The sequence below is a fragment of the Duganella alba genome, from assembly GCF_009674495.1.
GTDB lineage: Bacteria > Pseudomonadota > Gammaproteobacteria > Burkholderiales > Burkholderiaceae_D > Rugamonas > Rugamonas alba.
Genome location: NZ_WKJN01000014.1, coordinates 102,003 through 127,407 on the forward strand (window position 1 = coordinate 102,003; position 25,405 = coordinate 127,407).

Genomic DNA, 25,405 nt, shown 5'->3' on the forward strand with positions numbered 1-25,405 from the left:
TTGTTCTTTCAGATACCAGACATCAGGCTAGGGCATAACTCTCTCATTTGACGGGCACGGTGTAGTTCAGCGCCAACCGGCCGCCGTCCACGTACAGGGTCTGGCCGGTCATGTAGCTGGCGTCGTCGCTGGCCAGGAAGGCCGCGATCGACGCCACTTCCTCCGGTTCGCCGCAGCGCCCCATCGGCGTGCGCGACAAGATGGTGTGGCGCGATTCCGGGCTGGCCATCACGGCTTTCTTGGCCAGCTCGGTCAAAATGGTGCCGGGACCGATGCCGTTGACGCGGATGCCGTGCTCGACGAGGTTGAGCGACATCACCTTGGTCAGCTGGTTGATCGCGCCTTTGGACACCACGTAGGGCACCTGGTTCGGGATCGCCAGCTCGGCGTTGACGCTGGACATATTGATGATCGAACCGCCCTGCTGCTTGACCATCACGCGCGCCACGGCCTGGCCGCACAGGAACATCGACTTCAGGTTGATGCGCATGACGCGGTCGAAATCTTCCTCGCAGACGTCGAGGAAGTTGGCGGCGTGGGTGACGCCGGCGTTGTTGATCAGGATGTCGATGCGGCCGAAGGCGGCCAGGGTGGCGGCCACCATGGCGTCGACATCCGCCTTTTGGCTGACGTCGGCGGCGAAGAAGCGGGCGTTTTCGCCCAGCGCGGTGGCGGCGTCGGCGCCTTCCGGCTTGATATCCACCAGCATGACCTGGGCGCCTTCAGCGATCATGCGCTGGGCGCAGGCCAGGCCGATGCCTTGCGTGGCGCCGGTCACGATCGCGACTTTTTGGGATAATTTCATGGGTGTGAGCTTTCGTGGATGGTGAAGCCAAATTTTAACAGGGGCTTATGGGCAGGTTACAATAGAGGGTTTGCAATTTTCATTCGGGAGCCGTCGTGACTTTTATTAACAAATTATCCGCCGCCTGGACGGCCAACGACTCCCTGCTGTGCGTGGGCCTGGACCCGGACCTGGCCAAGCTGCCAGCCCAGTTCCAGAACGATCCGCAAGGCATCTACAACTTCTGCCGCGAGATCATCGACGCGACCGCCGACCTGGCGTGCTCGTTCAAGCCGCAGATCGCCTATTTTGCGGCGTTGAGCGCGGAAGACCAGCTGGAGCGCATCTGCGCCTATGTGCGCGAACACTATCCGCACATTCCGTTGATCCTCGACGCCAAGCGCGGCGACATCGGCGCCACCGCGCGCCAGTACGCGCGCGAAGCCTACGACCGCTACGGCGCCGACGCGGTGACCGTCAATCCCTACATGGGTTCGGATTCGGTGGAGCCGTACATGGAGTGGAGCGAGCGTGGGGTGATCATCCTGTGCCGCACCTCGAACCCTGGCGGTTCGGATCTGCAGTTCCTGGACGTGGGCGGCAAGCCGCTGTACCAGCACGTGGCGCGCCTGGTGGCGGAGAAGTGGAACAGCAACGGCCAGTGCGCGCTGGTGGTGGGCGCCACCTTCCCGGAAGAACTGGCGCAGGTGCGCGCGATTGTCGGCGACATGCCGCTGCTGGTGCCGGGCATCGGCGCGCAGGGCGGCGACATCGCGGCCACGGTGACGTCGGGCCGCACGGCCAACGGCGCCGGCATGATGATCAACTCGTCGCGCGCGATCCTGTACGCGGCGCCGCAAGCCGGCGAAGACTTCGCCACCGCCGCCCGCCGCGTTGCCGAAGAAACGCGCAACGCCATCAACCAATACCGCTAAAACTCCGGGGTCAGGTCCCCCATTTCTACACGAGCTCTGCCGTATGCGCGGCTACGGCAGAGCTCGTGTAGAAATGGGGGACCTGACCCCGGATTATTGGGCCGGGGCTACCAGCTCGGCGTATTCGTAGAGGTCGGCGAGGATTTGTTCGGCGCGCTCGTCGGCGTGCTGTTGCAGCTCGTCGATTTCGGCGAAGAAGTCGTCGATGGTGCGGGCGCCGCCGGCGCCTTCGTAGAAGCGCGCGGCGCGGTGCTGTTCCCAGTGCTCCATCTCGGTTTCCGACAGCGTTTCCGGGAAGTTGCGGGCGCGGTAGCGGAACAGCAGTTCGCCCAGCCGCGCATCGCTGAACGATGGCGAGGCCACCGCCAGCCGCGCCGGCGATTCCTTGCGCAGCGTGTCGAGCAGGCGGCGGTCGTCCTTGCTGATGAAGCCGTTGTACAAATCCTCATCCACATCCAGCGGCTGGCCGGCCGGGCGGTAGAACACTTCGTCCCAGATGGCGCCAAGGTCGCGGCCGGCGGCGGCAATCGCCGCGTGCGCCTTGCCTTGTTCCAGGTCGATGCCCCACTTGGCCTGCATCGCCGGCGACAGCGTCTTCAGATTCGACACCAGCATCGGCGACTTGTTCAGGTGGATGCTTTTCACCGGCAGACGCGTCATGCCTTCCGGCAGCGCATCGTTGCGGGTGAAGATGCGGGTGCGGATGGTTTCCGCATCCAGCGTGTACAGCTCGCTCGGATCGTATGAACAATCCCAGACGATGATCTCGTTCTTGTTGGTCGGATGCGTGCCGAGCGGGTAGACCAGCGCGATGCAGCCGCGCTCGGCCGGGAACATGCCGGACACGTGCAGGAACGGCGCGCGCAGATTCGGCGCCAGGTGCATGCCGATCTCGTCGGCCACGCGGTCCTTCTTGTGCAGCGCGAAGCAGAAGTCGAACAGCTTGGGTTGGTGCTGGCGGATCAGGCGCGCCAGCGCAATCGTCGCGCGCACGTCGGACAGCGCATCGTGCGCCGACTCGTGCAGCAGGCCGTTGGCCCGGGCCAGGTCTTCCAGCTTGAAGCTGGGCTTGCCGTCCTCCTTGGTCGGCCAGTTGATGCCTTCCGGACGCAGCGCATAGGTCATGCGCACCACGTCGAGCAGATCCCAGCGGCCGCACTGGTTTTGCCATTCGCGCGCATACGGGTCGATCAGGTTGCGCCAGAACATGAAGCGGGTGATCTCGTCGTCGAAGCGGATGGTGTTGTAGCCGACGCCGATGGTGCCCGGCTGCGAGAACGCTTTCTCGATGGTGGCGGCGAACTGGTGCTCCGGCACGCCCCATTCCAGGCACTGCTGCGGCGTGATGCCGGTGATCAGGCAAGATTGCGGATCAGGCAAGAAGTCATTGGCGGGCTTGCAATACAACATGATCGGATCGCCGATCTCGTTGAGCTCGGCATCGGTGCGGATCGCGGCGAATTGCGCCGGGCGGTCGCGGCGTGCCATGGCGCCAAAGGTTTCGTAGTCGTGCCAGAGAAAGGTCTGATTAGTCATAAGTGCTACAGTTATTTAAAAAACTGCCGATAATTCAGCATGTTCACAGAGGAGCAACATCATGGCTACTCCCGTATCGGTTACTTCAAGCAGTACCAACACCGCCACGCCAGTCCAGTCCAAGGACGACAAGCCGGTGTCCGTGGCTGCCAAGGCGAAGGCGGAACTCAACGCTTCCATCGTGCAAGCTTCGCTGTCGGTGTCGATCAGCTCAGCGAACGATCCGATGTCGGTGGTGCTGAAAACCGCGCTCACCGGCATCAACGAAGCGCTCAAAAGCGATTTCGGCGACAACGCGATTCAAAACGCCATGTCGCAGGATAATACCCCGGAAGGCACCGCCGGCCGCATTGTATCCTTGTCGACGGGATTTTTCGAAGCCTACAAGCAGCAGCACCCGGGCGAGGACGAAGGCGCCTTGCTCACCAAGTTCATGGACACCATCAAAAAAGGCATGGACCAGGGCTTCAAGGAGGCGCGCGATGTGCTGCAAGGCCTGAATGTGCTGAACGGCGACATTGCCAGCAACATCGACAAGACCTACGAACTGGTGCAGAAGGGCTACGCCGACTTCGTTGCCGCGCACACGCCGAAGGCGGACGATGCCGCCGCTACCGCCACCTCCACCACGACGGCCACCGCCACCGCCAAAGCGACCGACAAGGCCGCCGCGTAACTACGCCACCACCTGGTTGCGGCCCAGTTCCTTGGCGCGGTACAGCGCCGCGTCGGCGGTGGCGATCAGGTCGTGTTCGTTTTGATCCGGCCGCAGCACCGCCACGCCAAACGAGGCGGTGATATGCGGCAGCGGCTGGCGCATATCGGCAAACACCTTGGCCTGCCGCATCCGTTCGCACAAGCGTTCCGCCACCGACAGCGCCACCTTGTCGCTGGTATCGGGCAACAGCACCATCATTTCCTCACCGCCGTAGCGCACCGCGAAGTCGGTCGGCCGCAGCGCGCCGCTCAACACCTGCGCGGCCGCGCGCAGCGCTTCGTCGCCGGCCTGGTGACCGTGGCTGTCGTTGAATTGCTTGAAGTGATCCAGATCGATCATGATCAGCGCCAGCGGCGACGATGAGGCATGCGCGGTCGCCACCATGGTCGGCAGCAGGTCGTTGAGCCAGGCGCGGTTGCACAGGCCGGTCAGGCCGTCGACCATCGACAGCTGGCGGTAGAACTCGCCCAGCTTCTGGCGCCGGCGCAACTGCGCGTTGGCGGCGCGGATGCGGAACGACAGCAGGCGCAGCAGGTTACGCGCCAGCACATTCGATTCGTCGATCAGTTGCCAGACAATGTCGGCCTCGACCACCAGCACTTCGCTTTCCTCCAGCGCGCTGATGCTGGCCAGATTGGCTTCCTCGTCAAGCACCGACTGTTCACCCACGCTTTCGCCCGGCAGAATCTTGCTGACGGTGCCGTCGGCCATGCCGGTGCGGGTGTCGTTGGTGACGGAAAGTGTGCCGCGCAGCAGGATGTACAGGCGTGCGCGGTTCGATTCGGTCACGGCGTCGCCGGCGTCCAGCAGCATGATCGGGCAACGGGCCAGGAGCCTGGCGATGGCGGCATCGTCTTCGTCGGAGTTGCGCAGTAACTGCAAGTCGCTGATCCGGTAGCTCGATGAGCCGAATGTGCTGATTTCTTTCAAGGGTGTCTCTCAGGATGCCAAAAGGCAATCAATAGTTCTTTATTTATCATAGCCGAAAACGCTCATGACGAACCAGATTTCACCCTGTTTTATGGTTCAATACGGCATTGCAACCGATGGGATACAACATGGCTTATACCGACGCGCTGGGCACCGTGCATCAACCCGCGCCGGACGCGCGGATCGTGTCGCTGGTGCCGTCGATTACCGAACTGCTGTGCGACCTGGGACTGGCCGCGCAGGTGGTGGGGCGCACCGGTTTCTGCATCCATCCATGGGATGTGGTGCAGGATATTCCGAAGGTGGGCGGCACCAAGGACGTCAACCTGGACAAGATCCGCCAGCTGGCGCCAACGCACGTGGTGCTGAATATCGACGAGAACGAAAAGCCGACCGCCGATGCGCTGGCCGAATTCGTGCCGCACCTGGTGGTCACCCATCCCTTGCGGCCGCACGACAACGTCGAACTGGCGCGGCTGATGGGCGGCGTGTTCTGCCGCGCGCAGCAGGCCGCCGACTGGTGCGCGGCGTTCGAGGCGGAATATACGCTGCTCAAGGCCGCGCCGAAAGGGCCGCCGCAAACCATGCTGTACTGCGTGTGGCAGGATCCGTGGATGACGATTTCACGCGACACCTACATCGCGCGCATGCTGGAGGAAATCGGCTGGAGCGTGCCGGAGCTGGGGCAAGAGCGCTATCCGGAATTCCGCTGGTCGCGCGAACTGATCGACAGCATCGATGGTGTGTTGTTGTCGAGCGAGCCGTATCGCTTTACCGAGGCCCATGCGGAAGTGCTGGAACGCCAGATCGGCAAGCCGGTGCTGCTGGTCGATGGCGAGATGATGTCGTGGTATGGCAGCCGTTCGCTGCAAGGCTTACGGTATTTGCGGGAGCTGGCGCAAAGTTGAGCGCCGGCCCCCGCGCTGGGGATTACTCTTCTTCCGCGTCGGCCACCAGGGCGGCCGAGACGGCGCCGGTGCCGTCGGCATGGCGTTTGTGGGCGTTCAGCTTGCCCACGGCGGTTTCGATGGCGCGCTTGAGTTTCTCGGTGGCGCCGCTGATTGCCTGATGCAGGGTGGCAGCGTGGTCGCTGACAGCGATCGGTTGCAGGCCGGTGAGACGCGCCTCCATCAGGCAGCGGTTATCGCCATCGGCCGATTTCTGGCCCAGGTTGTCGCTGAGATGGACTTCGACGCGGGTGACTTGCTCGCCGAAGCGGTGGAGGGCATTGCTCACGACAGATTGCACATGGTCGTCCAGGCCTGCTTGACGATCGACGGTTTTGTCTGTATTGATTTGGATTTGCATACGCTTGCTCCTGTTGTTGGACTGCGAGACTATCTTACTCCTTCCAGGCTTAAGTGGGCGTTAATTGCCTAACGCCTACTTGATCTGGCCGTCTTTTTCCGCAGTCTTCAGCTTGGCGATGCTTTGTTTGGCTTCCGCCATGTCGGGCCAGAAGCCCAGCACGCGCTGGTAGGCCTCAAGCGCCAGAGCGTTGTCGTGGTGCCGCTCATAGGTCATGGCGAGATAGAACATGGCGCGTCCGCTGTCCGGATACAGGCTGGTGGTCAACTGGTAAATTTCAATTGCCTCCGGGTAGCGATTCACGTCGAGGAATTTCTCGCCCCACGCGATCAGGCCGCGCTCGTCCGGCTTGAAGCTGGCATCGCGCTGATGCATGTCGCGGTAGATGCCGGCCAGGTCTTTATGTCCGTGACGCGCGAACCGGCTGGCCATGGTGGTCAGCGTCGGCGGTTCGCCTTCGGCGTGGTGCACGTCGACCGCCAGCAGGTGGGCCGGCACGCTGTTGGCCGCCGGCTTGTTGTTCATGAAGGCCAGCGCGGCGTCGTCGTTGCGCAGGTAGGCATTCAGGAAGGCCAGCACGTAGCGGCCCATCCAGCCATGCGCCAGCGTGGCTTCGTCGCGCGAGTATTCGCCGAAGCGCGGCTCCGGCCCCAGCCGCAGTGACTCCGACTGGAAGGCTGCGTGTTCCATGGTGTACATGGTGACGTTGTAGAGCTCCGAGAACTTCATCTGGTTCATCAGGCTGTAGGTCGGCACCTGCTTGATGCGGTTCATCAGCTCGGCCGTGTAGGGCTTGCCGCCGAGGTACAACATGGGCAACGCCAGCCGTTCCGGCGTCGCGTAGGCCGCCTGCTGCACGATGGCGGGGAAGTAGCGTACCGAGCCGTCCAGCGACACCAGCGCGGTGATGCGGTCGTCCCTGGCGGCGGCCAGCACGTTGGCCAGGCCGCCGAAACTGTAGCCCATGGCGGCCACGTGGCTGTCGTCGGCCTGCGGCAGGGTGGCGGCGTAGCCGAGCAGGAAGGAGATGTCGCGCGCTTCCGATTCCGCCGAGTCGAGATCGATGCTCATGCTGCGCGTGTGCATGCCGGTGCTGGCGCTGGCGATCACCAGATAGCCCTGGCTGGCGAGGTATTCGCACAGGTCGGCGTTGTCGTAGGCGGTGGCGCTGGAGCCGGGCGCGTAGATCACGATCGGGAACTTGCCGGCAAGCGGCGGCGCGTCGCGCCGGGCCAGCATGGTCTGCGCCAGCGCGGCCTTGCCTTGCTGCGCGTCCAGGTTCGGATAGTTGTCCTGCAGGTAGGTGGCGACGGCCTTGCCCACCTCCGCGTCCGTGCGCTTGAACTGTTCCTCGGTGGCGGCGCTGCGCAGGTAGTCTTCGTAATGGATCGCCGCGCCTTGCTTCTCGGCCGGATACCAAAGTAACGCTTGCAGCGGCCGCGCGCGCTCGCCTTGCGCCGGCATGCCGGTGACCAGGTCGATCCTGTTCGGATAGGCGCGCGAGCGGTCGTACAGCTGGATCACGCGCAGACCCACTGCATACCGGCCAGGCCCGCCTGGAAATGCGGGGCCGGCGGCGGAACTGGTCTGGGCGGCGACGCCAAACAGCAGGACAAGCAGGAGGTTGCGCATATGGGATCTAGCCGTTGATGAGCGAGGCGGCGATGTTGATCGACAGGCCGAGAATCGCCAGGTTGTAGAAGAAGCACAGCACCGACTGGCCCAGCACCACCTTGCGCAGGCTGCGCGTGCGCACCGTGACATCGGACGTCTGTACCGCCACGCAGACGGTGAACGAGAAGTACAGGAAATCCCAGTAGTTCGGCACCACGTCGTCGTCCGGAAAACCAAGCGGCTTGTCGTCGCCATCGTCGATGTAGTACAGGTGGGCGTAGTGCGAGCAGAACATGATGCCGACCATGAACCACGAGCCGATCAGGGTCAGCACGCCCAGCGTGTAGCGCAACGCCAGCGCGCCTTCCGGCAAGTCCTTGGTGGACGATAGCTGCGACACGATGGCGGCCAGGCTGACCAGCACCGCCAGCGACAGCACGGCCAGGATCACCGGGCCTTTTTCATCCTGGCGGCAGGCGGCGCGCTTGATGTCGTGGTGGTCCGCCTGCGTCATCATCCAGCCCATCGTCACCAGGTAGCTCCACACCAGCACGTCCCAGCAGGTCAGCAGCCGCGTCAGCCATGGCCAGGTATGCGGCAGGAACGGGAAGGTCAGCACGCCCAAGGTGATAGCCAGGCTCAGGTGAGGGCGGCTGTGGATCAGGGCGGGCAGATGCAGTTTCATTGTTTGTCCTCGTGGGGGAAACGGTCCATGCGCGACAGCACCGGGAACAGCACGGTCCAGGCGCCCACCACGCCCAGCGTGGCGGCGCCGCCGAACAGGATGGCGCGCGTCAGGCCCAGCCAGCCGGCGGTGATGCCGGATTCAAATTCACCCAGCTCGTTGGAGGCGCCGATGAACACCGAGTTGACGGCGCTGACGCGGCCGCGGATTTCATCCGGCGTTTCGTACTGCACCAGCAGGTGGCGCACGTAGACACTGATCATGTCGCCGGCGCCCATCAGGAACAGCACCACCAGCGCCAGCACGAAGCTGGTGGTCGAGCCAAGCACGATGGTGCCGACACCGAACAGCGCCACGCCGCCCAGCATCCACGCGCCGACGCGGCGGGTGATCGGGAAGAAGGCCAGCACGATCGAGCACAGCGCCGCGCCGACGCCCGGCATGGTGCGCAGCGCGCCGAGGCCGCTGGGACCGATGTGCAGCACGTCGTGCGCCAGCGCCGGCAGCAGCGCGGTGGCGCCGCCGAACAGCACGGCGAACAGGTCGAGCGAAATCGCGCCCAGCACCACTTTCTTGTTCCACACGAAGCGCAGGCCTTCGAGCACCGTGTGCCACGACGCCGGACCGCTGGCGCTGGCCTGCTTGACCGATTTGACCATGCACATCATCACCACCGACAGCACCAGCAGCGTCGAGGAAATCATATAAACCGTTTTCGGTCCGGCCAGGTAGAACAGGCCGCCCAGCGTCGGCCCCATGATCACGGCCACGTGGAAGCTGGAGGAACTCAGCGCCACCGCCTTGCTGAAGCTTTCCTGCGGCACCAGGTTGACCAGGATGGCCTGCGTGGCCGGTCCCATGAAGGCGCGCGCGCTGCCGTACATCGCCAGCACCGCGAACACCGGCCACACCGACGACAGCCCGGTGTAGGTGAAGCCCAGCAGCATCAGGCCGCACAGCAGCTGGGCGCCGAGCGCCAGCGCGATCAGGTTGCGGCGGTCGTAGCGGTCGGCGGCGTGGCCGGCGATCAGGATCAGCAGCAGAAACGGCAGGAACTGCGACAGGCCGATCAGGCCCAGGTCGAACAGGTTGTGCGTCATCGAATAGACCTGCCAGCCGATGGCGACGTTCTGCATTTGCACGGCCAGGGTGGCCAGGGTACGGGCGGAGAGGTAGAGCGTGAAGTTACGGTGGCGCAGAACGCTGAAGCCGTTACGGGAGGTGCTGTCTGACATTGGCGCTTTCAGGGAGCAGAGCCTTGGGACTCTGCATCCCTGTCGGCCCTGTGGGTTGGATGCTGATACTTAGTGTTACTTGTTGAGGTCCGCCTCGGTGGTGAAGGCGTCGGCGTAGAACTCGTCGTCCGGCAATCGGCACCGCTCGACGAAATCGGCCTTGGCCGATTCCACCATCACCGGCGCGCCGCAGGCATACACCTGGTGGCCCGACAGGTCAGGCAAATCGGCCATCACGGCCTGGTGCACATAGCCGGTGCGGCCGGCCCAGCTATCCTCCGGCTGCGGCGCCGAGATCACCGGCACGTAGTGGAAGTTGGGCAGGGCGGCGGCCCACTCGCGGCACAGCGCGTCCAGGTACAGGTCCTGCGGACGGCGGCCGCCCCAGTACAGCGTCATCTGGCGGGTCGAGCCCTGCGCGCGCAGGTGTTCGACGATGGCCTTGATCGGCGCGAAGCCGGTGCCGGAGGCCAGCAGCACCATCGGCTTGTCGCTGTCCTCGCGCACGAAGAAGGTGCCCATCGGCCCTTCGAAGCGCAGGATGTCGCGCTCCTTCATGGTGCTGAACACCTGGTCGGTGAACAGGCCGCCCGGCAGATGGCGGATGTGCAGCGCCAGCGGCTGGTCCTGCTCCGGCGGCGAGGCCAGGCTGTAACTGCGGCGCTTGCCGTCCTTGAGCAGGAATTCGATGTACTGGCCGGCGCGGAATTTCAGCGTCTCGTTGGCCGGCAGTTGCAGCGTCATGACGATCACGTCCGGCGCCATTTTTTCCATGGTCGCCACGCGCGACGGCATCTTGCGGATCGGGTAGTCGTCGCTGCCGGCCACTTCGCGCGCTTCGATCACCACGTCGCTGTGGGCGAGGGCGCAGCAGAACAGCGACCCGCCCCTGGCTTCCTCTTCCTTGGGCAACGCGCGTTCCTGGTGCGGCTTGTGGGTGACTTCGCCGGACAGGACTTTGCCCTTGCAGGAGCTGCAGGCGCCGTTCTTGCAGCCGTAAGGCAGGCCGACGCCGGCGCGCATGGCCGCCGCCAGGATGGTCTCGTCTTCCTCGCAGCTGAATTGGTGGCCGCTGGGCTGTACAGTAATTTGAAACGTCATACGATATCGGGCTATCAGGCAGTTGGCAGTAACCCTTTATTTTACCTTAGTCAGCGGGGTCGGCAGGCCTCCTCTGTGGCCGGGGCCGACGCGGGCGCCGGCCGTCCCAGGTCTCCATGCGCCGGCGGTCTGCGCTGAGGCCGTAGCCGGGCCAGTCGCCGTCGAGGTGGCGGTTGAAGACGTCGTCGGCATCGTAGCGGTACATATTGATGCGGTGGCTCAGTTCCGGGCGCTTCGCCGTCGCGCGGCGGGCGGCTGACGGTGACGCCATGGTCGATCAGGCGCTGGGTGGCGGCATGGATGTCCGGCACGCTATAGGCCAGGTGGCCGAAGTTGCGGCCGCCGCTGTAGGCATGCTCGTCCCAGTTGTAGGTCAGCTCGACCTGGGCGGCGCTGTCGCCCGGCGCGGCCAGGTAGACCAGCGTGTAGCGGCCGGCCGGCACGTCCATTTTGTGCACCACGTCGAGCCCCAGCGCGTCGCGGTAAAACGCCAGTGACTGGTCGAGGTCGGCTACGCGGACCATGGTGTGCAGGTATTTCATGATGTTCTCCAGCAAGTTGTCGATGGCTGGCGTGTGGCAGAACGCCGGGCGCCGTGGCACTGGCCCGGCGCGCTAACTGTTTCAACGCCGCCTTGATAATGTCCTTTACAATCACGCCATGAAAACCCCCACCTTTAAACGGCCGCGCCTGCTGATTGTCGGCTGCGGCGATGTCGGCATGCGTTTGCTGCCGCTGTTGTCCCGGCATTTCCGGGTGTTCGCCACCACCAGCCAGCCGGCGCGCTGCGCCGCGCTGCGCGCCGCCGGCGCCGTGCCGCTGGTGGTTGATCTGGACCGGCCCGCCACGTTGCGGCGCCTGGACGGCCTGGCGCCGTGGGTGGTGCACCTGGCGCCGCCGCCGGCCGACGGCGTGCTCGACACGCGCACCCGCAACCTCAGCGCGGTGCTGCCGGCCGGCGGCCGGGTGGTGTATATCAGCACCACCGGCGTCTACGGCGATTGCGGCGGCGCGCTGTTCGACGAGAGCCGCCCGGTGGCGCCGCGCAATGCGCGGGCGCTGCGGCGGGTGGATGCCGAGCGCAGCCTGCGCAGCTGGGCGCGGCGCGCCGGCGCCACGCTGTCCATCCTGCGCGTGCCCGGTATCTACGGCGCCGACCGCCTGCCGCTGAAGCGCCTGCAGCAGGGTACGCCCGCGCTGATCGAGGCGGACGATGTCTACACCAACCACATCCACGCCGACGACCTGGCCGCCATCATTGTCCAGGCGCTGTATCGTGCGCTACCGAACCGTACCTACCATGCGGTGGATGACAGCGATATGAAGATGGCGCACTATTTCGACGTGGTCGCCGATGCTTTCCAGCTGCCGCGTCCGCCGCGCCTGCCGCGCGCGACGTTGCAACAGGTGGTGTCGCCGGCGCTGCTGTCGTTCATGTCCGAGTCGCGCCGCCTGCTGAATGGTCGCATCAAGCGCGAACTGCGTGTGCGCCTGCGCTACCCGACGGTGGCGGCGACGCTGCGGAGTATGTAAAGATATGTAAAGAGGCAATGAAAGTTAAGCCAGTGCAAGCCCGGCGTCAGATTTATGTGACAAACTTAATAAGATCCTGCGGTTGATATTCATTTGATGCATATCAAGCAAGTCATCGTATGTTACGATATTGTTAGCCTTCTTCCACAAGGAGTGTGTGCATGTTAGCCACCGTGCAGCCGACCAAGGAGCAAGTCCGCGCCTATATGCGACAACGGCAGCGCGCATTTGGCAGCTGCCCGCCGCCGGTCCCGGAAGAAATCCGCCGCCAGCTGGGCTGGCATTGCAGCGCCGACAAATCTGAACATTTCTCGACTTCAACGTTATTCCTCCCAGGCACGATCGCCCAACTCGCCACCCTGATGGCGATGGAATGGTGTTTCCTTGCCGCCGGCATCAGCCGTCCGAACTGACCCCCGTATCGGTCTTTACATAGATTGATACTTATTTTTACAACATAAATCGTCACTACCACACTAAATAGGGTTAGAATCTCTCTAAATCTCACGGAAGCGTCCGTTGAGTTAGCCCTTTTGTAACGTAAGCGTGTATTATCTTGGTTAAGCACTAAAACGCGGCATAAATGTTCGTGTTTCGTAGTGCTTCAATGGTAATTGAGCTAAAAATTTTTCTTACCCATGTGTCGTTTTTTCGCAAAAAATGGCCAAGAACCTACTTAAACACTATGTCTCTTAAAGAAATCACCGCGTCGCCGTCGTATAACCCGAACCGCGTGCTGGACGCCATCATCGAAAAACTGCAACTGAAAAACGATGCAGCCCTGTCGCGCGCCCTGGAAGTGGCCCCACCGGTCATCTCCAAAATCCGCCACAACACCCTGCCGATCGGCGCCACCATCCTGATCCGCATGCACGAAATCAGCGATTTCAGCATCCGCGAACTGCGCGAAATGATGGCGTCCTGATTCCGGACACCCAATAGAAAACGGCGCGTACCCCCCGGGAACGCGCCGTTTTTTTTAGCCCGCCGCCGGTTCAGGCGGAGGTGCTGATGGTGGTGCCGATGCGCTGGCCGCTGGTGTTGACGGTGGGGGCCACGGCTGCCTGGGGCGGCGGTGGCGGCGCGGCCTGGGCCACGCGTTCGGCCGGCTTGTCGACCGGCTGGACCTGTTCCGGCTGGCGGGCAGGGGTGGCTTGCTGGATGGCGGTGGTACTGCTCGGGGTGACTGAATTGACGGCCATGATGCGCTCCGATCATCTGTAGACACCCGAGTATGCCACTTTTTTGAGCATGCCGCCCGACTTTTGTGTATCAGGCCGGCAGCGGCAGGCGTGGACGCAGGCTGTAGAAGCTGGACTGTTGCGCCGCCACGATGGCCGCTTCGGCCTGCGCCGCGCTGGCGTTGACCGCGCCGGAATGGGCCGCCTGCGGCGGCAAGGCGCCCGAATGGGCGATCTGCGGCAGCGCGCCGGAATGCGCCATCCGCGGCGGCAGCGCGCCGGAATGGGCCGCCTCGGCGCGCACATAATCCTCGCCGAAGGTGGCCTCATACAGTTCCTTCATGCGCTGGCCGACGCGGACATGGGCCGCCTCGTCGTCCTCGCCGCGCAGGCCGATGTAGGGGAAGTGGTGCAGGTAGTGGCCGAACACGGCGTCGCAATCGGCGTGGTATTTCATGGTGTCCAGGATGTGGTAGTGCCAGAAGGTGTCGACATCGACCAGCGGCGCGGTCTGCTCGTCCGGATACCGCTTCATCAGGTGCAGGAAGCGGCGATATTCGAACTCGACCGCGTTGGCGCGCTCCAGCGTCCAGCCTTCGCCGGATTCTTCGTGCATCAGTTTGACTTTGATCGGTTCCAGGTCGAGGGCGGCAATGGCGTGCAGGTCTTGGGCATTCATCAGAATCTCCTTGGCGGTATTGATGCGGGTTGAAAAAGGCTGAGAACGCCTTTGATTCTGACCGCCCGAGACCGCCGACCTTTGAGATTAATCAATGTTTTCAAGAAAAGTTGCCGGCCTGACGCGCGCGCCGCCGTCAGCCACCGGTACCGCGACCGCCACCGTGGTGCCGCCGTTCGGGCAGCCGCTGATCGAGCAGGTCCCGCCCAGCAGGCTGATGCGCTCCTCGATGCCGACCAGGCCGAACGAACCGACCTTGTTGCGGCTGCTGTCGCGCACGCCGATGCCGTTGTCGGTGATGGTCATGCACAGCATGCCGCCGCTCTGGCGCAACTCCACCCGCACCAGGCTGGCATGGGCGTGCTGCAGGATGTTGCTCAACGACTCCTGCAGCACGCGAAAGAAAGCGGTGGCGCGCTGGTCGTCGATGCGGATCTCGGTGTTGTAGTCGATCAGTTCGCACACCATGCCGGAGCGCGTGCGGAACTGGGCGATCTGCCACTCCACCGCCGCGTTCAGGCCCAGGTCCAGCACCGTCGGGCGCAGGTCGTTGATGATGTGGCGCACGCTCTTGATGCTGCTGTCGATCTGGCTCAGCATGCGTTGCGCGCGCGCGTGCAGGCGCGGATGGCGGTGGCGCGTGCGGGTGGTCAGAATGTCGACGTCGATGCGCAGCACCAGCAGGTTCTGGCCCAGGTCGTCGTGGATTTCGCGGGCGATGCGCTTGCGCTCCTCCTCCTTGATCTTGTCCGAGTGCGCGGCCAGGCGGCGCAGCTTGTGGTGCGACTGTTGCAGCCGGGCCTGGCTGGCGCGCAGCTCGCGCGTCATTTCCTTGGCCATCTTGACGGCCCGCATGCGCGACGACGACAGCGTGTGGAACAGCACGTAGAACAGCAGCGAGCCGGTGAAGCCGCACAGCATCGCCAGCCACGGCAGCCAGGTGTCGAAGCGGCTGAACCAGCTGGCCTTGGGCGCGCTGAAATGCGCGCTCCAGTGGCGGTGGTGGAAGTCGATCGGCAGCGCCACGCTGAACAGCTCGTTGGGCCGCAGCGTCGGACTGTCGGGCTTGCTGTCGAACAGCTGCAGCGTCGGCTGCGCGGCGCCGCTGCCGTCGCCGCTGTCGAGCAGCAGCAGGCGGGTGTCGCGCACCTGCATCTGTTCCAGCGCGGCCTGCACCAGGCGCGGCACGTTGAAGCCGATGCCGACCGAACCGATGTAGGCGGCGCGGCGCTGCGCCAGCGTCTGCAGCGGCAGGCCGGTGCGGTAGATCGGCAGCCGCAGCGCCAGTCCGGCGCCCTGCGGCTGGTGGGCGCTGTCGATCGGCATGCCGGAAGCGCTCAGCGCACCGCTGTCGCGGCCCTGCCGCAGCGCCTGCGCCACCCGGCCGCGGCAGCCGATGTCGCGGCCGATTTTTTCGCGGAACGGCGCCAGCGGTTCGATCATGGTCAGCACCCAGTATTCGGCGTGGCGCTCGGGCGGCGTGACCACGAAGGGCGCCGGGTAGCCCAGCGCCTCGGCATCGGTCTTGCTGTTCATGCTGCGCTCGAAGGCGTCGCGCTCGGCGTCCGTCACGTAGCGGACGTAGTTGATGTTGTCCAGCGCCGGGAACTGGCTGGCGATGTTCAGGCCCTGGACGTAGCGGTGCAGGCTGGCGCGGTCGACCTGTTCGGCGGCGTGGAAAAAGCTGGCGGTGCCGCGCAGCACGTCGGTGTAGGCGTTCAGCCGCGAGTTGATGTTGTACTGGGCGTTTTGCGCCTGGTGCAGGAAGCGTTCGCCGGCGTCGTATTCGATGGTGCGGTTGGCCGCCAGGTAAAACAATCCGCCGATGCCGAGCGACAGCAGCACGCCGGCCCACCAGACGGGCCGGGACGTCGAGAACGGTTGTTTTTGCGCGAAGAGGGCGGTCACCGCAGGTTCCTGCAAACTCGATAGTCTTTTGACTATAGGAAATAACAACTCGGCAAGTCAAGTATTTTGATGCTAGCGTGCACTTGTCCAGGACGCTTTGTGAATAAAAAACGGCACCCGCAGGTGCCGTCCAGAGGAGAAGCGGGCGCTTACTTCGCGGTCCAGCTATCCTTCAGCGTGACGATGCGGTTGAACACCGGCTTGCCTGGCTGCGAGTCGACGCGGTCGGCGACGAAATAGCCGTGGCGTTCGAACTGATAGCGCTGGTCGGCCTGCGCCGCGCTCATGCCCGGCTCCAGGTAGGCGGTGACGATTTCCCTGGCGTTCGGGTTCAGCAGCGAGATGAAGTCCTTGCCGCCGGCGTCCGGCTGGGCGTCGGTGAACAGGCGGTCGTACAGGCGCACTTCGGCTTCCACGGCGGCCGCGGCCGACACCCAGTGGATGTTGCCCTTGACCTTGTAGTTGTCCGAACCCGGCGTGCCGGATTTCGAATCCTCGAAGTACTTGACGTGGACGGCGACGACCTTGCCGTTTTCATCCTTGTCGAAGCCGGTGCACTCGGTGACGAAGCCGTGGCGCAGGCGCACGCGGCTGCCCGGATTGTCGCCGATCGGCGGGAAGTAGCGGAAGTAGCCCTTGACCGGCGTTTCCATGAAATCTTCCTCTTCGATCCACAGTTCGCGCGAGAACGGGAAGGTGCGCACGCCCATGTCCGGATGGTGCGGGTGGACCGGCGAGGTGCATTCCTCGCTCTGGCCTTCCGGGTAGTTGTCGACGATCAGCTTCAGCGGACGCAGCACGGCGGTGGCGCGCGGCGCTTTCGGATCGAGGTCTTCGCGCACGCAGCCTTCCAGCGTGCTCATGTCGATCCAGCCGTCGGCCTTGGTGACGCCGATGCGTTCGCAGAACAGATGAATCGATTCCGGCGTGTAGCCGCGGCGGCGCAGGCCGACGATGGTCGGCATGCGCGGATCGTCCCAGCCGTCGACGATGTTCTGTTCCACCAGCTGGCGCAGCTTGCGCTTGGAGGTCACCACATAGGTCAGGTTCAGGCGCGAGAATTCGTACTGGCGCGGCACCGGCAGCGTGAAGAAGCCGCCTTTCGACAGGGTTTCCAGCACCCAGTCGTAGAACGGGCGGTGGTCCTGGAACTCCAGCGTGCACAGCGAGTGGGTGATGTTTTCCAGCGCGTCCGAGATCGGGTGCGTGTAGTCGTACATCGGGTAGATGCACCAGGCGTCGCCGGTGCGCACGTGGTGCGCGTGGCGGATGCGGTAGATGGCCGGATCGCGCATATTCATGTTCGGCGACGCCATCGCATCTTCGCTGATCCTGGCGCGCAGGATGTGTTCGCCGTCGGCGTATTTGCCGGCCTTCATGTCGCGGAAGATCTGCAGCGATTCCTCGCGCGGACGGTTGCGGAACGGCGAGTTGGTGCCCGGCGTATTGAAATTGCCGCGGTTGGCCGCCATCTCGTCTGCCGACTGGCTGTCGACGTAGGCATAGCCTTCCTGGATCAGGTACTCGGCCATGGCGTACAGCTGGTCGAAGTAGTCCGAGGCGTAGTGCAGGTGGTGCTCGACGCCGCCGTCGGCCTTCGGATAGTCGTAGTCGAAGCCCAGCCACTTGACGCTGTCGATGATGGTGTCGACGTATTCCTGCTCTTCCTTGGCCGGGTTGGTGTCGTCGAAGCGCAGGTTGCAGCGGCCCTGGTAGTCGCGCGCCAGACCGAAGTTCAGGCAGATCGACTTGGCGTGGCCGACGTGCAGGTAACCGTTCGGCTCCGGCGGGAAGCGGGTGATCACGCTTGGCATGCCGGCGCGGTCATGGGTGTGGGCCGCCAGGTCGTGTTCGACGATGGCGCGCAGGAAATTGGACGGTAGGGCTGGCGCTGGGCTGTTTTTGTCGTTGCTCATCTGAGAAGTTTGGCTATGCAAAAGTTCGTGTATGGGGCATTTTACCGTATCAGCCGGGCGGACTGAGGGTAAATGCTGCGGCGCGTCGGACAGGTATAATGCATCTTTAATGAGTTTTGCACAGGCCCGGAGTTTCCAAAATGGAAAATTATTACAATACACTGGGTATCGCGCCGAACGCCACGGAAGACGAGATCAAGAAAGTCTACCGCTCGCTGGCCATGCGCTATCACCCGGACCGCAACCCCGCGCCCGGCGCCGATGCGCGCTTCAAGGCCGTGACCAAGGCCTACGAGGTCTTGTCGGACCCGGTCAAGCGCGAGGAATACAACCAGAGCGTCAACCACCGCATCATCATCGACGCGGAGGCGGAAGCCTATCAGTTATGGCGTTCGGTCTTCGCCCTGCACGGCACCACGCTGCCGGCGGCGTAAGCCACCCAGTTTTTAGAAAGCAAGCAATGAGAAAAGTACACCCCGAGTTCGCCTATCAATCGCGCGAGCTGGAAGGCCAGATCGAAGGCATCCTCGGCGATCCGCCGGACCGCAAGAACTACCAGCGCATGGTCGAGGCGCTGGTGTCCGAGTACGCCAGCGGCGGCGGCATCGAAGACGTCAACATGCTGGCGTTCGCGCTGGTCGACCACATCGAGTTCAGCGACCCGAAAGGCCTGCTGGCCGAAGCCGAGGACTACGAGTTCGGCGACCCGGCGCGCGTGTTCGCCATGGCCGAGTGCAAGGGCGACGACGCGGCCCGCATGTACGAGGCGATCGGCGAAAGCATGCCGGAACTGGCGCGCCAGGCCATTATCACCGCCTTCCTGCACAAGAATCCGCGCAAGTGGGACGATGACGACCAGTCGCTGGACCAGCTGTCGGCCAACGACGACGGCGACGATGTCGAGGACGAGGATGCGGCCACCGACGACTTCGCGCAAATGTTCGACCAGGATGGAGAATAAGCATGTCGGAGAAATCTAATCTGCCAGCCTTGAGCAAGCAAGTGACGGAGCTGGTGCTGGCCGGCTCGCTGAGCCACGCCGAGCAAGCCTTCGCCGAAGCCGCCGACCAGTTCGGCGACCTGGCGGTGGTGGAAGTGCTCAACAACATTCCGCCGCAAGTGACGGCGCTGCACATGGCCGGCTTCGACGGCGGCAAGATGTCGCTGGCGACGCTGCTGGTGCCGCCGAAGGCCTGGGCCGACAGCCTGGCCTTCATCGCCGCCACCTGGCCGGACGACCAGATCGAGGACGATCCGGAGCGCATCGCCGAGTCGCTGTTCGCGCACATCCACGGCGTGGTGTTCTCCACCGACGACGAAGAGCGCCGCAACGAGCTGCTGGCGGCCGCCTCGGCCACCGACCACGGCTCGACCGCGTTCGCCATCCTGTTCTCGATGGCGCCGAAGGAAATCCTGGAAGTGGCCGGCGAGATCATCTCGAAAGGCCCGTACCTGACCGGTCAGACCTCGTCCGACAACGACGTGGTGCCGCTGGCGGTGGCCCTGGCGCAAGCCTCGGAAGACGGCTGGGACCGCGCGCTGTTCGAGCTGTTCCCGGAATTCCGCCACAGCGCCGACCTGGCCGACGCCGAGTACAACGACGATCCGGACGAAGAGCCGACCATTTTGCAGCGCTCGACCAAGGAGCTGCTGTACCGTCTGCGCAAACAGGTGCCGTCGACGCGCGTGGCTAAAACCTCGCGCCGCTCGGTCGGCACCAACATCTTCTCGTGATGGGTGCCTGATACATGCTGCCAGCAATTGTAGTAGAAACCCTGCCGCGCCTGACCCGCGCGATCCAGCAACTGGCGGCCAATCCGGACGACGACGCGGCCTACGCGCTGGCCGACGAGCTGACCGGTATCACCGCCATGGTGGCCGAGAAGTTCACCAACGACCGCACCGCCGACGGCATCCAGAAGGCCTTGCAGCTGACGGTGGGCTGCGTCTCGCTGGGTCTCGACCATGAGCTGCCGGACGCCGACGACCTGGCCGCGCTGGACCTGCTGATCGAAGAGGGCGCCGAATACGCCTTCCAGGTCGGCTTCCGCATGATCAAGGATCTGTCGGCATTGCCGGAAGACGCGCTGGTGGGCGAGTACGATACCGATCCGGTGTACGCGGCACGGCGCCTGCGCGACAAGTTCGTCGATATCTGCCAGACCGATCCGAACCAGAACTGGGACGGCAGCACGCGCTACGCGGTGCAGTTCAAGCAGCGCAAGGAAGTGCAGGCGGTGGTGCGGCTGGCCAACTGGCTGCGCCGGCACAACACCGAAGGTCCGGTCAGCGACGCCGACCTGAATGCCGAAGGCGTGATCGCGCTGGCCATCATCTTCGCGGTGGAAGGCGGCGGCATGATCGTCGCGCGCACCGGCCAGAAGGAGTTCGAGCGCTTTGTCAAAGCGGTGCGCAAGAACAAGCCGGATTACGAAGCCGGCTGGGCGGCGCTGCTGGCCAAGGTGCCGGTGCAGCATCACCCGGTGCTGCTGGAGCGCATCGAGAGCTATCGCCAGAACTGCACCGTGCTGCAGAACATCAAGGGCCGCACGGCGATGAAAACGCTGTTCGCGGAACTGGAAAACTACGCCGGTTCCGAACTCGACGCCGACTACTCCTGAGTTCCCGCGGCCTCGGTTGCCACCGCAACAAAGGCCGCCACCAAGGGCGACACCGCGTCCTTCCTGCGCGCCAGGTAGAGCGTGGTGATGGCCTCGGCATCGGCCATCGGCCGGTAGCAGACATCGCTCATCTGGATGATGTTGAACGAGCTCGGCAACACCGACACGCCGCAACCGGCCGCCACCAGCCCGATGATGGTGGACGCTTCGCCCGCCTCCATGGCAATCGTCGGCTTGAAGCCGGCCTCGCGGCACAGCCGGTTGATCTGCGGATGGATGCCGGTGCCGGCGCTTTCCGGATACATCACCAGCGGCTCGCCCTTCAGGTCATTGATGGCGATGCTGTTCTTCCGCGCCAGCGGATGGCCGATCGGCAGCACCATCACCAGCGGATCGCGCCGCAACACCGTCAGTTCCACCGATTCCGGCAGCGTCAGTTCCGGCGGCCGCACCAGGCCCAGGTCGAGCTCGCGCGCGGCCAGCGCTTCGATCTGCCCCAGCGTCGACATTTCCTTCAAGGTCAGCTGCACGCCCGGATAGCGCTGGCGGTAGCGGTTGATCATGGCCGCGAACAGCGGCGTCAGCGGCGTGGAGAAGGTGAAGCCGACGCGCAGTTCGCCCGCTTCGCCGCGCTCGGCCCGGCGCGCGGTCTGCATCGCCTGTTCGGACAGGGCCAGCACGCGGCGCGCGTCTTCCAGGAACAGCTTGCCGGCCTCGGTGAGCCGCACCCAGCGCTTGCTGCGTTCCAGCAGCTGAGCGCCCACTTCGGCTTCCAGCATCTGGATCTGGTGGCTCAGCGGCGGCTGGCCGATGTGCAGGCGCTCGGCGGCGCGGGTAAAGCTTAGCTCTTCGGCAACAGCCACGAAGTAGCGCAGGTGGCGGAGTTCCATTATCTTTTTAAAGTATAACTAACGCCTTAAATATATATTGGACAGCTTAATGACGCAATCCTAAGATGAAGTCATCGTACCTCGCAGGATTCCGCACCATGTCCATCAGCGCCACCTCAGCTGCCACTTCCGCCGCCGCCCCCGCAGCGCCGGCGCCGAAGATCCGCGTCGGCAGCCAGGAATTCAAACGCAGCAACCGCGCCATGTTCTTTGGCGGCTTCACCACGTTCGCGCTGCTGTACTGCGTGCAGCCGCTGATGCCGCTGCTGTCGCACGAATTCGCGCTGACGGCGGCGCAGAGCAGCATGGTGCTGTCGGTCTCGACCGGCGCGCTGGCCGTGTCGCTGCTGGCCTCCAGCGCCATTTCCGAACGCCTGGGCCGCAAGCCCCTGATGGTGGCGGCGATGGCGGTGGCCGCCATCATGACGCTGCTGTGCGCCTTCGCCCACAGCTATCCGCAACTGCTGGTGATGCGCGGCCTGCTCGGCATCGTGCTGGGTGGCATGCCGGCGATCGCCATGGCCTACCTCGGCGAGGAAATCGAACCCGAGTCGCTGGGCCTGTCGATGGGCTTGTACATCAGCGGCAGTGCTTTCGGCGGCATGGCCGGGCGCGTGATCACGTCGGTGCTGAGCGACCATTTCTCGTGGCGGCTGGCGCTGGCGGCGGTCGGTGCGGCCGGCGTCGCGGCGGCGTTCGAATTCTGGCGCAGCCTGCCGCCATCGCGCCACTTCGCGCCGTCGCACGGCGGCTGGCGCGCGCTGCCGGCCGGCTTCAGGCAGCATTTGTCGGACGATGGCCTGCCGTGGCTGTTTGCGCTGGCCTTCCTGCTGATGGGTGCTTTTGTCAGCCTCTACAACTACATCGCCTACCGCCTGCTGGGCGGACCGTTCTCGCTGAGCCAGAGCGTGGTGGGCGCCGTGTCGTTCTTCTATCTGCTGGGGATCTACAGTTCGGTATGGGCCGGCCGGCTGGCCGACCGCTACGGCCGCCGCAACGTGCTGTGGATGATGGCGCTCATCATGCTCAGTGGCCTGCTGCTGACCTTGTCGAACTGGCTGCCGCTGATCCTGATCGGGGTGGCGGTGTTTACCTACGGCTTCTTCGCCACGCACTCGGTGGCCAGCAGCTGGGTCGGACGGCGCGCCACCAGCAACAAGGCGCTGGCGTCGGCCCTGTACCTGTTCTTCTACTACCTCGGCTCCAGCGTGGTCGGCTCGGCCACCGGCATCATGTGGGGCCGCGCGCAGTGGCCGGGCGTGGTGGCGGTGCTGTCCTGCTCGCTGGTGCTGGCGCTGCTGGTCGGCCTGCGGCTGCGCAAGCTGGCGCCGCTGGGCCAGTCCGAACGCTAGCGCGTCCGCAGCAGGTCGGCAAAGGCGTCCGGCGTCAGCGGGCGGCTGAAGTGGAAGCCCTGCATTTCGTCACAGCCGCTGGCGCGCAGGTAGTCCAGCTGCGCGGCCGTCTCCACGCCTTCGGCAATCACCTTGAAGCCGAGGCTGTGACCGAGCGCGATCACCGAGCGCACGATGGCGGCCACCTTCGGCTCGGCCAGCATGTCGCGCGTGAACGACTGGTCGATCTTCAGGTAGTCGACCGGGAACTGCTTCAAATAAGCCAGGCTGGAATAGCCGGTGCCGAAGTCGTCGATCGACAGCGCGATGCCAAGCTGCTTGAGCTTGGCGATGGCCTGTGCCGCTTCGCCGGCATTTTCCATCATCAGGCTTTCGGTCAGTTCCAGTTCCAGGTATTGCGCGTCGAGTCCGCTGTCGTGCAGCGCGGCGTGCACCTCGGCCGGCAGCGCCTGGTCGCGGAACTGCCGTGCCGACAGGTTGACCGCCACCCGCAGCGGCGGCAGTCCGGCCTGCTGCCACGCCACCGCCTGCGTGCACGCCATGCGCAGCACCCAGCGGCCGATGGCGACGATCATGCCGGTCTCCTCCGCCACGCCGATGAAGCGCGCCGGCGCCACCGCGCCCAAGGTCGGATGCTGCCAGCGCAGCAGCGCCTCCATGCCGGTGACGGCGCCGCTGCGCAAATCCATCTTAGGCTGATACACCAGGCTCAACTGGTTGCGCGCCAGCGCGTGGCGCAGCTCGGCTTCAATGGAGGCGCGTTCGGCAATGCGCGCGTGCATCGCCGATTCGTAGAACTGCACCTGGTTGCGGCCCGCTTCCTTGGCGCGGTACATGGCGATGTCGGCATGCTTGAGCAGTTGTTCCGGCTCGGCGCCATCGGCCGGATAGACGCTGACACCGATGCTGCATGTCACCGTGACGACCTGCTGTTCCAGCGTCACCGGCGCCGCCACCGCCTCCTGCACCAGTTGCAGCAGGCTGGTCATCGGCCGCTGGTTGGCGACCGGCAGCAGCAACAGGAATTCGTCGCCGCCCAGCCGCGCCACGGTGTCGCCTTCGTTGACGCAGGCGCGCAGGCGGTTGGCGATCACGCACAGCAGCGCGTCGCCGGCCTGGTGGCCGAGGTGGTCGTTGGTCAGCTTGAAATTGTCGAGGTCGATGTACACCAGCCACAGGCTGTGGCCGAAGCGCTGCGAGAACGTCAGCGCCTGCTCCATGCGGTCGTTGAGCAGGGCGCGGTTGGGCAGGCCGGTCAGCGCGTCGTGGTTGGCCTGGTGTTCGAGCTGCGCCTGGTAATCGAGGATGGCGGTCATGTCGGTCAGCACGCAGACATGGTGGGCGATGGCGTCGTCGGCCGCCTGCACCGGCGCCACGTGCATCTGCGTCCACAGCCGCGAGCCGTCGCGGTGGCGGATGTGCAGCAGCAGCGTCACCTCCTGGTGCGACAGCATGGCGGCGTGCAGCGCCTGCTGCTGGTCGTCGTTCGCTTGCAGACCCAGCAGCGTTTCCAGCTGATGGCCCAGCACGCCCTCCGGCGCATGACCAAGCAGTTGGGCGAAGGCCGGGTTGGCGTATTCGACGCGGTCGCCATCGGCCGCATGCCGGGTGATGACGATGGCGTTGACGCTGGCTTCCAGCGCGCGGCCGCGCAGTTGCAGTTCGGCTTGCAGCCGCAGGCGTTCGGTGATGTCGTGCGCGAACACCAGGCGGCAAGGGCGGCCGGACAGCGTGACCGCGTGCGAGGAAATCTCCACCTTCACGCGGCTGCCGTCGCGCCGCACGTGGGTCCAGGCGCCGGACTGGTCGGCGCCCTTGCGCGGCGTCGCCGCCAGGTTCTGCTCCAGCCGCTGCACCTCTTCCCGCGGGCGGATGTCGCGGATGGTCATGTGCAGGAATTCCGCCTCGGTGTAGCCGTACTGGGTGATGGCCGCCGCGTTCACCACCATGAAACGCAGCGTTTCCAGGTCGTACACCCACATCGGCTGCGGATGGGCTTCGAATAAATACTTGAAGCGCAGCCGCGATTCGTACACATCGTAGTCGTCGAGCGGGTAGGCCAGGCACAGGAAGGAGGGCGGCTGCGCCGTGGCGCGCCATTCGATGGTCTGCGTGACCGGATGGCTGCTGCCGTCCTTGCCCACCAGCTCGACTTCGCCGCGCCAATGGCCGCGCATGCGGGCGGTGGGCAGCGCTTCGTTTTGCAGCATCGGCAGCACCCAGCCGGCATACAGCTGCGCGGCCGGGGCGTCGTCCGCCAACGGGCCAAGCAGGGATTGGGTATGGGCGTTGCACGCCACCAGGCGGCCGGCTTCGTTGATGACGAAGGCGAAATAGGGACTGCCGCCGAACATCTGGTCGAAAGCACCGCCTTGCGATTTGCTAGTCAGTCTTCCGTGCTGCGTCCGCTGGCGCTTGGGGGCGCGGGTGGAAGCTGGCTGCGGAAGGTTTTCCATGTGGTGTTGCCCAAGCAAAGACG

26 protein-coding genes are annotated in these 25,405 nt (G+C 64.6%); 11 read left to right on the forward strand and 15 right to left on the reverse strand.

Annotation, left to right across the window (positions count from 1 at the left end; genetic code table 11):
- Positions 1-43: 43 nt before the first annotated feature.
- Entirely contained in the window at positions 44-805 is a 762-nt protein-coding gene (locus GJ695_RS15685) for an SDR family NAD(P)-dependent oxidoreductase (RefSeq protein ID WP_154366266.1), read from the reverse strand.
- Between the two features lie 95 nt (positions 806-900).
- Here GJ695_RS15685 and pyrF point away from each other — a divergent pair, with 95 nt between their 5' ends.
- A complete protein-coding gene (pyrF, locus tag GJ695_RS15690; protein WP_166455200.1) occupies positions 901-1,719 on the forward strand; it encodes an orotidine-5'-phosphate decarboxylase in 819 nt (272 codons plus the stop codon).
- 93 nt (positions 1,720-1,812) lie between these two features.
- Here the strand turns inward: pyrF and sbcB are convergent, their stop codons facing one another.
- On the reverse strand, positions 1,813-3,255 hold the full coding sequence (sbcB, locus tag GJ695_RS15695; RefSeq protein WP_154366268.1) for an exodeoxyribonuclease I: 1,443 nt from the start codon (positions 3,253-3,255) through the stop codon (positions 1,813-1,815).
- Between the two features lie 61 nt (positions 3,256-3,316).
- Between sbcB and GJ695_RS15700 the strand changes: the two genes are divergently transcribed.
- Positions 3,317-3,931 (forward strand): DUF5610 domain-containing protein, encoded by a 615-nt coding sequence (locus tag GJ695_RS15700; RefSeq protein WP_154366270.1) that lies wholly within the window; start codon positions 3,317-3,319, stop codon positions 3,929-3,931.
- Here GJ695_RS15700 and GJ695_RS15705 read toward each other — a convergent pair whose 3' ends face one another.
- Complete coding sequence (locus GJ695_RS15705; protein WP_154366272.1) at positions 3,932-4,903, reverse strand: GGDEF domain-containing protein; 972 nt, start codon at positions 4,901-4,903, stop codon at positions 3,932-3,934.
- A 128-nt stretch (positions 4,904-5,031) separates the two neighbouring features.
- On the opposite strand from GJ695_RS15705, the gene GJ695_RS15710 reads away from it, so the two are divergent.
- Positions 5,032-5,811 carry a helical backbone metal receptor gene (locus tag GJ695_RS15710; RefSeq protein WP_154366274.1) on the forward strand — a complete coding sequence of 260 codons (780 nt, stop codon included), beginning with the start codon at positions 5,032-5,034 and terminating at the stop codon, positions 5,809-5,811.
- Between the two features lie 22 nt (positions 5,812-5,833).
- Here the strand turns inward: GJ695_RS15710 and GJ695_RS15715 are convergent, their stop codons facing one another.
- The 6 genes from GJ695_RS15715 to GJ695_RS15740 all read right to left on the reverse strand — a co-directional run bounded on the left by GJ695_RS15715 (position 5,834) and on the right by GJ695_RS15740 (position 11,448).
- The gene (locus GJ695_RS15715; protein ID WP_154358751.1) at positions 5,834-6,211 is read right to left on the reverse strand and encodes an HPF/RaiA family ribosome-associated protein; all 378 of its coding nucleotides are present in this window, start codon (positions 6,209-6,211) and stop codon (positions 5,834-5,836) included.
- A gap of 75 nt (positions 6,212-6,286) precedes the next feature.
- Positions 6,287-7,843 carry a dienelactone hydrolase family protein gene (locus GJ695_RS15720; protein WP_154366277.1) on the reverse strand — a complete coding sequence of 519 codons (1,557 nt, stop codon included), beginning with the start codon at positions 7,841-7,843 and terminating at the stop codon, positions 6,287-6,289.
- Positions 7,844-7,850: 7 nt separating this feature from the next.
- Entirely contained in the window at positions 7,851-8,510 is a 660-nt protein-coding gene (locus tag GJ695_RS15725) for a DUF1345 domain-containing protein (RefSeq protein WP_154366279.1), read from the reverse strand.
- Positions 8,507-9,745, reverse strand: a complete 1,239-nt coding sequence (locus GJ695_RS15730) for an MFS transporter (protein ID WP_154366281.1) — start codon at positions 9,743-9,745, stop codon at positions 8,507-8,509. Before GJ695_RS15730 ends, GJ695_RS15725 begins: the two co-directional genes overlap by 4 nt.
- Positions 9,746-9,820: 75 nt before the next feature.
- Positions 9,821-10,846: a CDP-6-deoxy-delta-3,4-glucoseen reductase gene (locus tag GJ695_RS15735; protein WP_154366283.1), complete on the reverse strand. Its 1,026-nt coding sequence runs from the start codon at positions 10,844-10,846 to the stop codon at positions 9,821-9,823.
- A gap of 50 nt (positions 10,847-10,896) precedes the next feature.
- Positions 10,897-11,448, reverse strand: coding sequence for a VOC family protein (locus GJ695_RS15740; protein ID WP_371866533.1), 552 nt, complete (start codon positions 11,446-11,448; stop codon positions 10,897-10,899).
- A gap of 58 nt (positions 11,449-11,506) precedes the next feature.
- On the opposite strand from GJ695_RS15740, the gene GJ695_RS15745 reads away from it, so the two are divergent.
- The 3 genes from GJ695_RS15745 to GJ695_RS15755 all read left to right on the forward strand — a co-directional run bounded on the left by GJ695_RS15745 (position 11,507) and on the right by GJ695_RS15755 (position 13,304).
- Positions 11,507-12,379 (forward strand): SDR family oxidoreductase, encoded by an 873-nt coding sequence (locus GJ695_RS15745; RefSeq protein ID WP_154366285.1) that lies wholly within the window; start codon positions 11,507-11,509, stop codon positions 12,377-12,379.
- 161 nt (positions 12,380-12,540) lie between these two features.
- Positions 12,541-12,792: a hypothetical protein gene (locus GJ695_RS15750; RefSeq protein ID WP_154366286.1), complete on the forward strand. Its 252-nt coding sequence runs from the start codon at positions 12,541-12,543 to the stop codon at positions 12,790-12,792.
- A 272-nt stretch (positions 12,793-13,064) separates the two neighbouring features.
- Positions 13,065-13,304, forward strand: coding sequence for a hypothetical protein (locus GJ695_RS15755; RefSeq protein ID WP_154358737.1), 240 nt, complete (start codon positions 13,065-13,067; stop codon positions 13,302-13,304).
- Positions 13,305-13,374: 70 nt separating this feature from the next.
- Here GJ695_RS15755 and GJ695_RS15760 read toward each other — a convergent pair whose 3' ends face one another.
- The 4 genes from GJ695_RS15760 to GJ695_RS15775 all read right to left on the reverse strand — a co-directional run bounded on the left by GJ695_RS15760 (position 13,375) and on the right by GJ695_RS15775 (position 18,063).
- Positions 13,375-13,581: a hypothetical protein gene (locus tag GJ695_RS15760; RefSeq protein WP_154366288.1), complete on the reverse strand. Its 207-nt coding sequence runs from the start codon at positions 13,579-13,581 to the stop codon at positions 13,375-13,377.
- A 70-nt stretch (positions 13,582-13,651) separates the two neighbouring features.
- Entirely contained in the window at positions 13,652-14,239 is a 588-nt protein-coding gene (locus GJ695_RS30145; protein ID WP_229260500.1) for a glycine-rich domain-containing protein, read from the reverse strand.
- An 87-nt stretch (positions 14,240-14,326) separates the two neighbouring features.
- The gene (locus tag GJ695_RS15770; protein ID WP_371866534.1) at positions 14,327-16,147 is read right to left on the reverse strand and encodes a CHASE domain-containing protein; all 1,821 of its coding nucleotides are present in this window, start codon (positions 16,145-16,147) and stop codon (positions 14,327-14,329) included.
- 149 nt (positions 16,148-16,296) lie between these two features.
- The gene (locus GJ695_RS15775; protein WP_154366290.1) at positions 16,297-18,063 is read right to left on the reverse strand and encodes a glutamine--tRNA ligase/YqeY domain fusion protein; all 1,767 of its coding nucleotides are present in this window, start codon (positions 18,061-18,063) and stop codon (positions 16,297-16,299) included.
- 140 nt (positions 18,064-18,203) lie between these two features.
- Between GJ695_RS15775 and GJ695_RS15780 the strand changes: the two genes are divergently transcribed.
- Genes GJ695_RS15780 through GJ695_RS15795 form a run of 4 tightly spaced genes read left to right on the forward strand, consistent with a single transcriptional unit; the run spans position 18,204 to position 20,684 of the window.
- Positions 18,204-18,497, forward strand: a complete 294-nt coding sequence (locus GJ695_RS15780; protein ID WP_154358730.1) for a DnaJ domain-containing protein — start codon at positions 18,204-18,206, stop codon at positions 18,495-18,497.
- 26 nt (positions 18,498-18,523) lie between these two features.
- Positions 18,524-19,024, forward strand: coding sequence for a hypothetical protein (locus tag GJ695_RS15785; RefSeq protein ID WP_154366293.1), 501 nt, complete (start codon positions 18,524-18,526; stop codon positions 19,022-19,024).
- A 2-nt stretch (positions 19,025-19,026) separates the two neighbouring features.
- On the forward strand, positions 19,027-19,797 hold the full coding sequence (locus GJ695_RS15790) for a hypothetical protein (protein WP_154366295.1): 771 nt from the start codon (positions 19,027-19,029) through the stop codon (positions 19,795-19,797).
- A gap of 14 nt (positions 19,798-19,811) precedes the next feature.
- Entirely contained in the window at positions 19,812-20,684 is an 873-nt protein-coding gene (locus GJ695_RS15795; protein WP_154366296.1) for a hypothetical protein, read from the forward strand.
- Here the strand turns inward: GJ695_RS15795 and GJ695_RS15800 are convergent.
- On the reverse strand, positions 20,675-21,574 hold the full coding sequence (locus tag GJ695_RS15800) for a LysR family transcriptional regulator (protein ID WP_154366298.1): 900 nt from the start codon (positions 21,572-21,574) through the stop codon (positions 20,675-20,677). The genes GJ695_RS15795 and GJ695_RS15800 overlap by 10 nt on opposite strands.
- Positions 21,575-21,672: 98 nt before the next feature.
- Here GJ695_RS15800 and GJ695_RS15805 point away from each other — a divergent pair, with 98 nt between their 5' ends.
- Entirely contained in the window at positions 21,673-22,926 is a 1,254-nt protein-coding gene (locus tag GJ695_RS15805) for an MFS transporter (protein WP_154366300.1), read from the forward strand.
- On the opposite strand, the gene GJ695_RS15810 is transcribed toward GJ695_RS15805, so the two are convergent.
- Entirely contained in the window at positions 22,923-25,382 is a 2,460-nt protein-coding gene (locus GJ695_RS15810) for a sensor domain-containing protein (RefSeq protein ID WP_166455199.1), read from the reverse strand. The two genes, GJ695_RS15805 and GJ695_RS15810, sit on opposite strands and share 4 nt — an antisense overlap.
- Positions 25,383-25,405: the final 23 nt, after the last annotated feature.

Excerpts from the sequence above, each read along its gene's own strand:
- GJ695_RS15685 (WP_154366266.1), bottom strand. The coding sequence starts at position 805 with ATGAAATTATCCCAAAAAGTCGCGATCGTGACCGGCGCCACGCAAGGC.
- sbcB (WP_154366268.1), bottom strand. The coding sequence starts at position 3,255 with ATGACTAATCAGACCTTTCTCTGGCACGACTACGAAACCTTTGGCGCC.
- GJ695_RS15700 (WP_154366270.1), top strand. The coding sequence starts at position 3,317 with ATGGCTACTCCCGTATCGGTTACTTCAAGCAGTACCAACACCGCCACG.
- GJ695_RS15710 (WP_154366274.1), top strand. The coding sequence starts at position 5,032 with ATGGCTTATACCGACGCGCTGGGCACCGTGCATCAACCCGCGCCGGAC.
- GJ695_RS15715 (WP_154358751.1), bottom strand. The coding sequence starts at position 6,211 with ATGCAAATCCAAATCAATACAGACAAAACCGTCGATCGTCAAGCAGGC.
- GJ695_RS15720 (WP_154366277.1), bottom strand. The coding sequence starts at position 7,843 with ATGCGCAACCTCCTGCTTGTCCTGCTGTTTGGCGTCGCCGCCCAGACC.
- GJ695_RS15725 (WP_154366279.1), bottom strand. The coding sequence starts at position 8,510 with ATGAAACTGCATCTGCCCGCCCTGATCCACAGCCGCCCTCACCTGAGC.
- GJ695_RS15730 (WP_154366281.1), bottom strand. The coding sequence starts at position 9,745 with ATGTCAGACAGCACCTCCCGTAACGGCTTCAGCGTTCTGCGCCACCGT.
- GJ695_RS15735 (WP_154366283.1), bottom strand. The coding sequence starts at position 10,846 with ATGACGTTTCAAATTACTGTACAGCCCAGCGGCCACCAATTCAGCTGC.
- GJ695_RS15745 (WP_154366285.1), top strand. The coding sequence starts at position 11,507 with ATGAAAACCCCCACCTTTAAACGGCCGCGCCTGCTGATTGTCGGCTGC.
- GJ695_RS15750 (WP_154366286.1), top strand. The coding sequence starts at position 12,541 with ATGTTAGCCACCGTGCAGCCGACCAAGGAGCAAGTCCGCGCCTATATG.
- GJ695_RS15755 (WP_154358737.1), top strand. The coding sequence starts at position 13,065 with ATGTCTCTTAAAGAAATCACCGCGTCGCCGTCGTATAACCCGAACCGC.
- GJ695_RS15760 (WP_154366288.1), bottom strand. The coding sequence starts at position 13,581 with ATGGCCGTCAATTCAGTCACCCCGAGCAGTACCACCGCCATCCAGCAA.
- GJ695_RS30145 (WP_229260500.1), bottom strand. The coding sequence starts at position 14,239 with ATGAATGCCCAAGACCTGCACGCCATTGCCGCCCTCGACCTGGAACCG.
- GJ695_RS15775 (WP_154366290.1), bottom strand. The coding sequence starts at position 18,063 with ATGAGCAACGACAAAAACAGCCCAGCGCCAGCCCTACCGTCCAATTTC.
- GJ695_RS15780 (WP_154358730.1), top strand. The coding sequence starts at position 18,204 with ATGGAAAATTATTACAATACACTGGGTATCGCGCCGAACGCCACGGAA.
- GJ695_RS15785 (WP_154366293.1), top strand. The coding sequence starts at position 18,524 with ATGAGAAAAGTACACCCCGAGTTCGCCTATCAATCGCGCGAGCTGGAA.
- GJ695_RS15790 (WP_154366295.1), top strand. The coding sequence starts at position 19,027 with ATGTCGGAGAAATCTAATCTGCCAGCCTTGAGCAAGCAAGTGACGGAG.
- GJ695_RS15795 (WP_154366296.1), top strand. The coding sequence starts at position 19,812 with ATGCTGCCAGCAATTGTAGTAGAAACCCTGCCGCGCCTGACCCGCGCG.
- GJ695_RS15800 (WP_154366298.1), bottom strand. The coding sequence starts at position 21,574 with ATGGAACTCCGCCACCTGCGCTACTTCGTGGCTGTTGCCGAAGAGCTA.
- GJ695_RS15805 (WP_154366300.1), top strand. The coding sequence starts at position 21,673 with ATGTCCATCAGCGCCACCTCAGCTGCCACTTCCGCCGCCGCCCCCGCA.
- GJ695_RS15810 (WP_166455199.1), bottom strand. The coding sequence starts at position 25,382 with ATGGAAAACCTTCCGCAGCCAGCTTCCACCCGCGCCCCCAAGCGCCAG.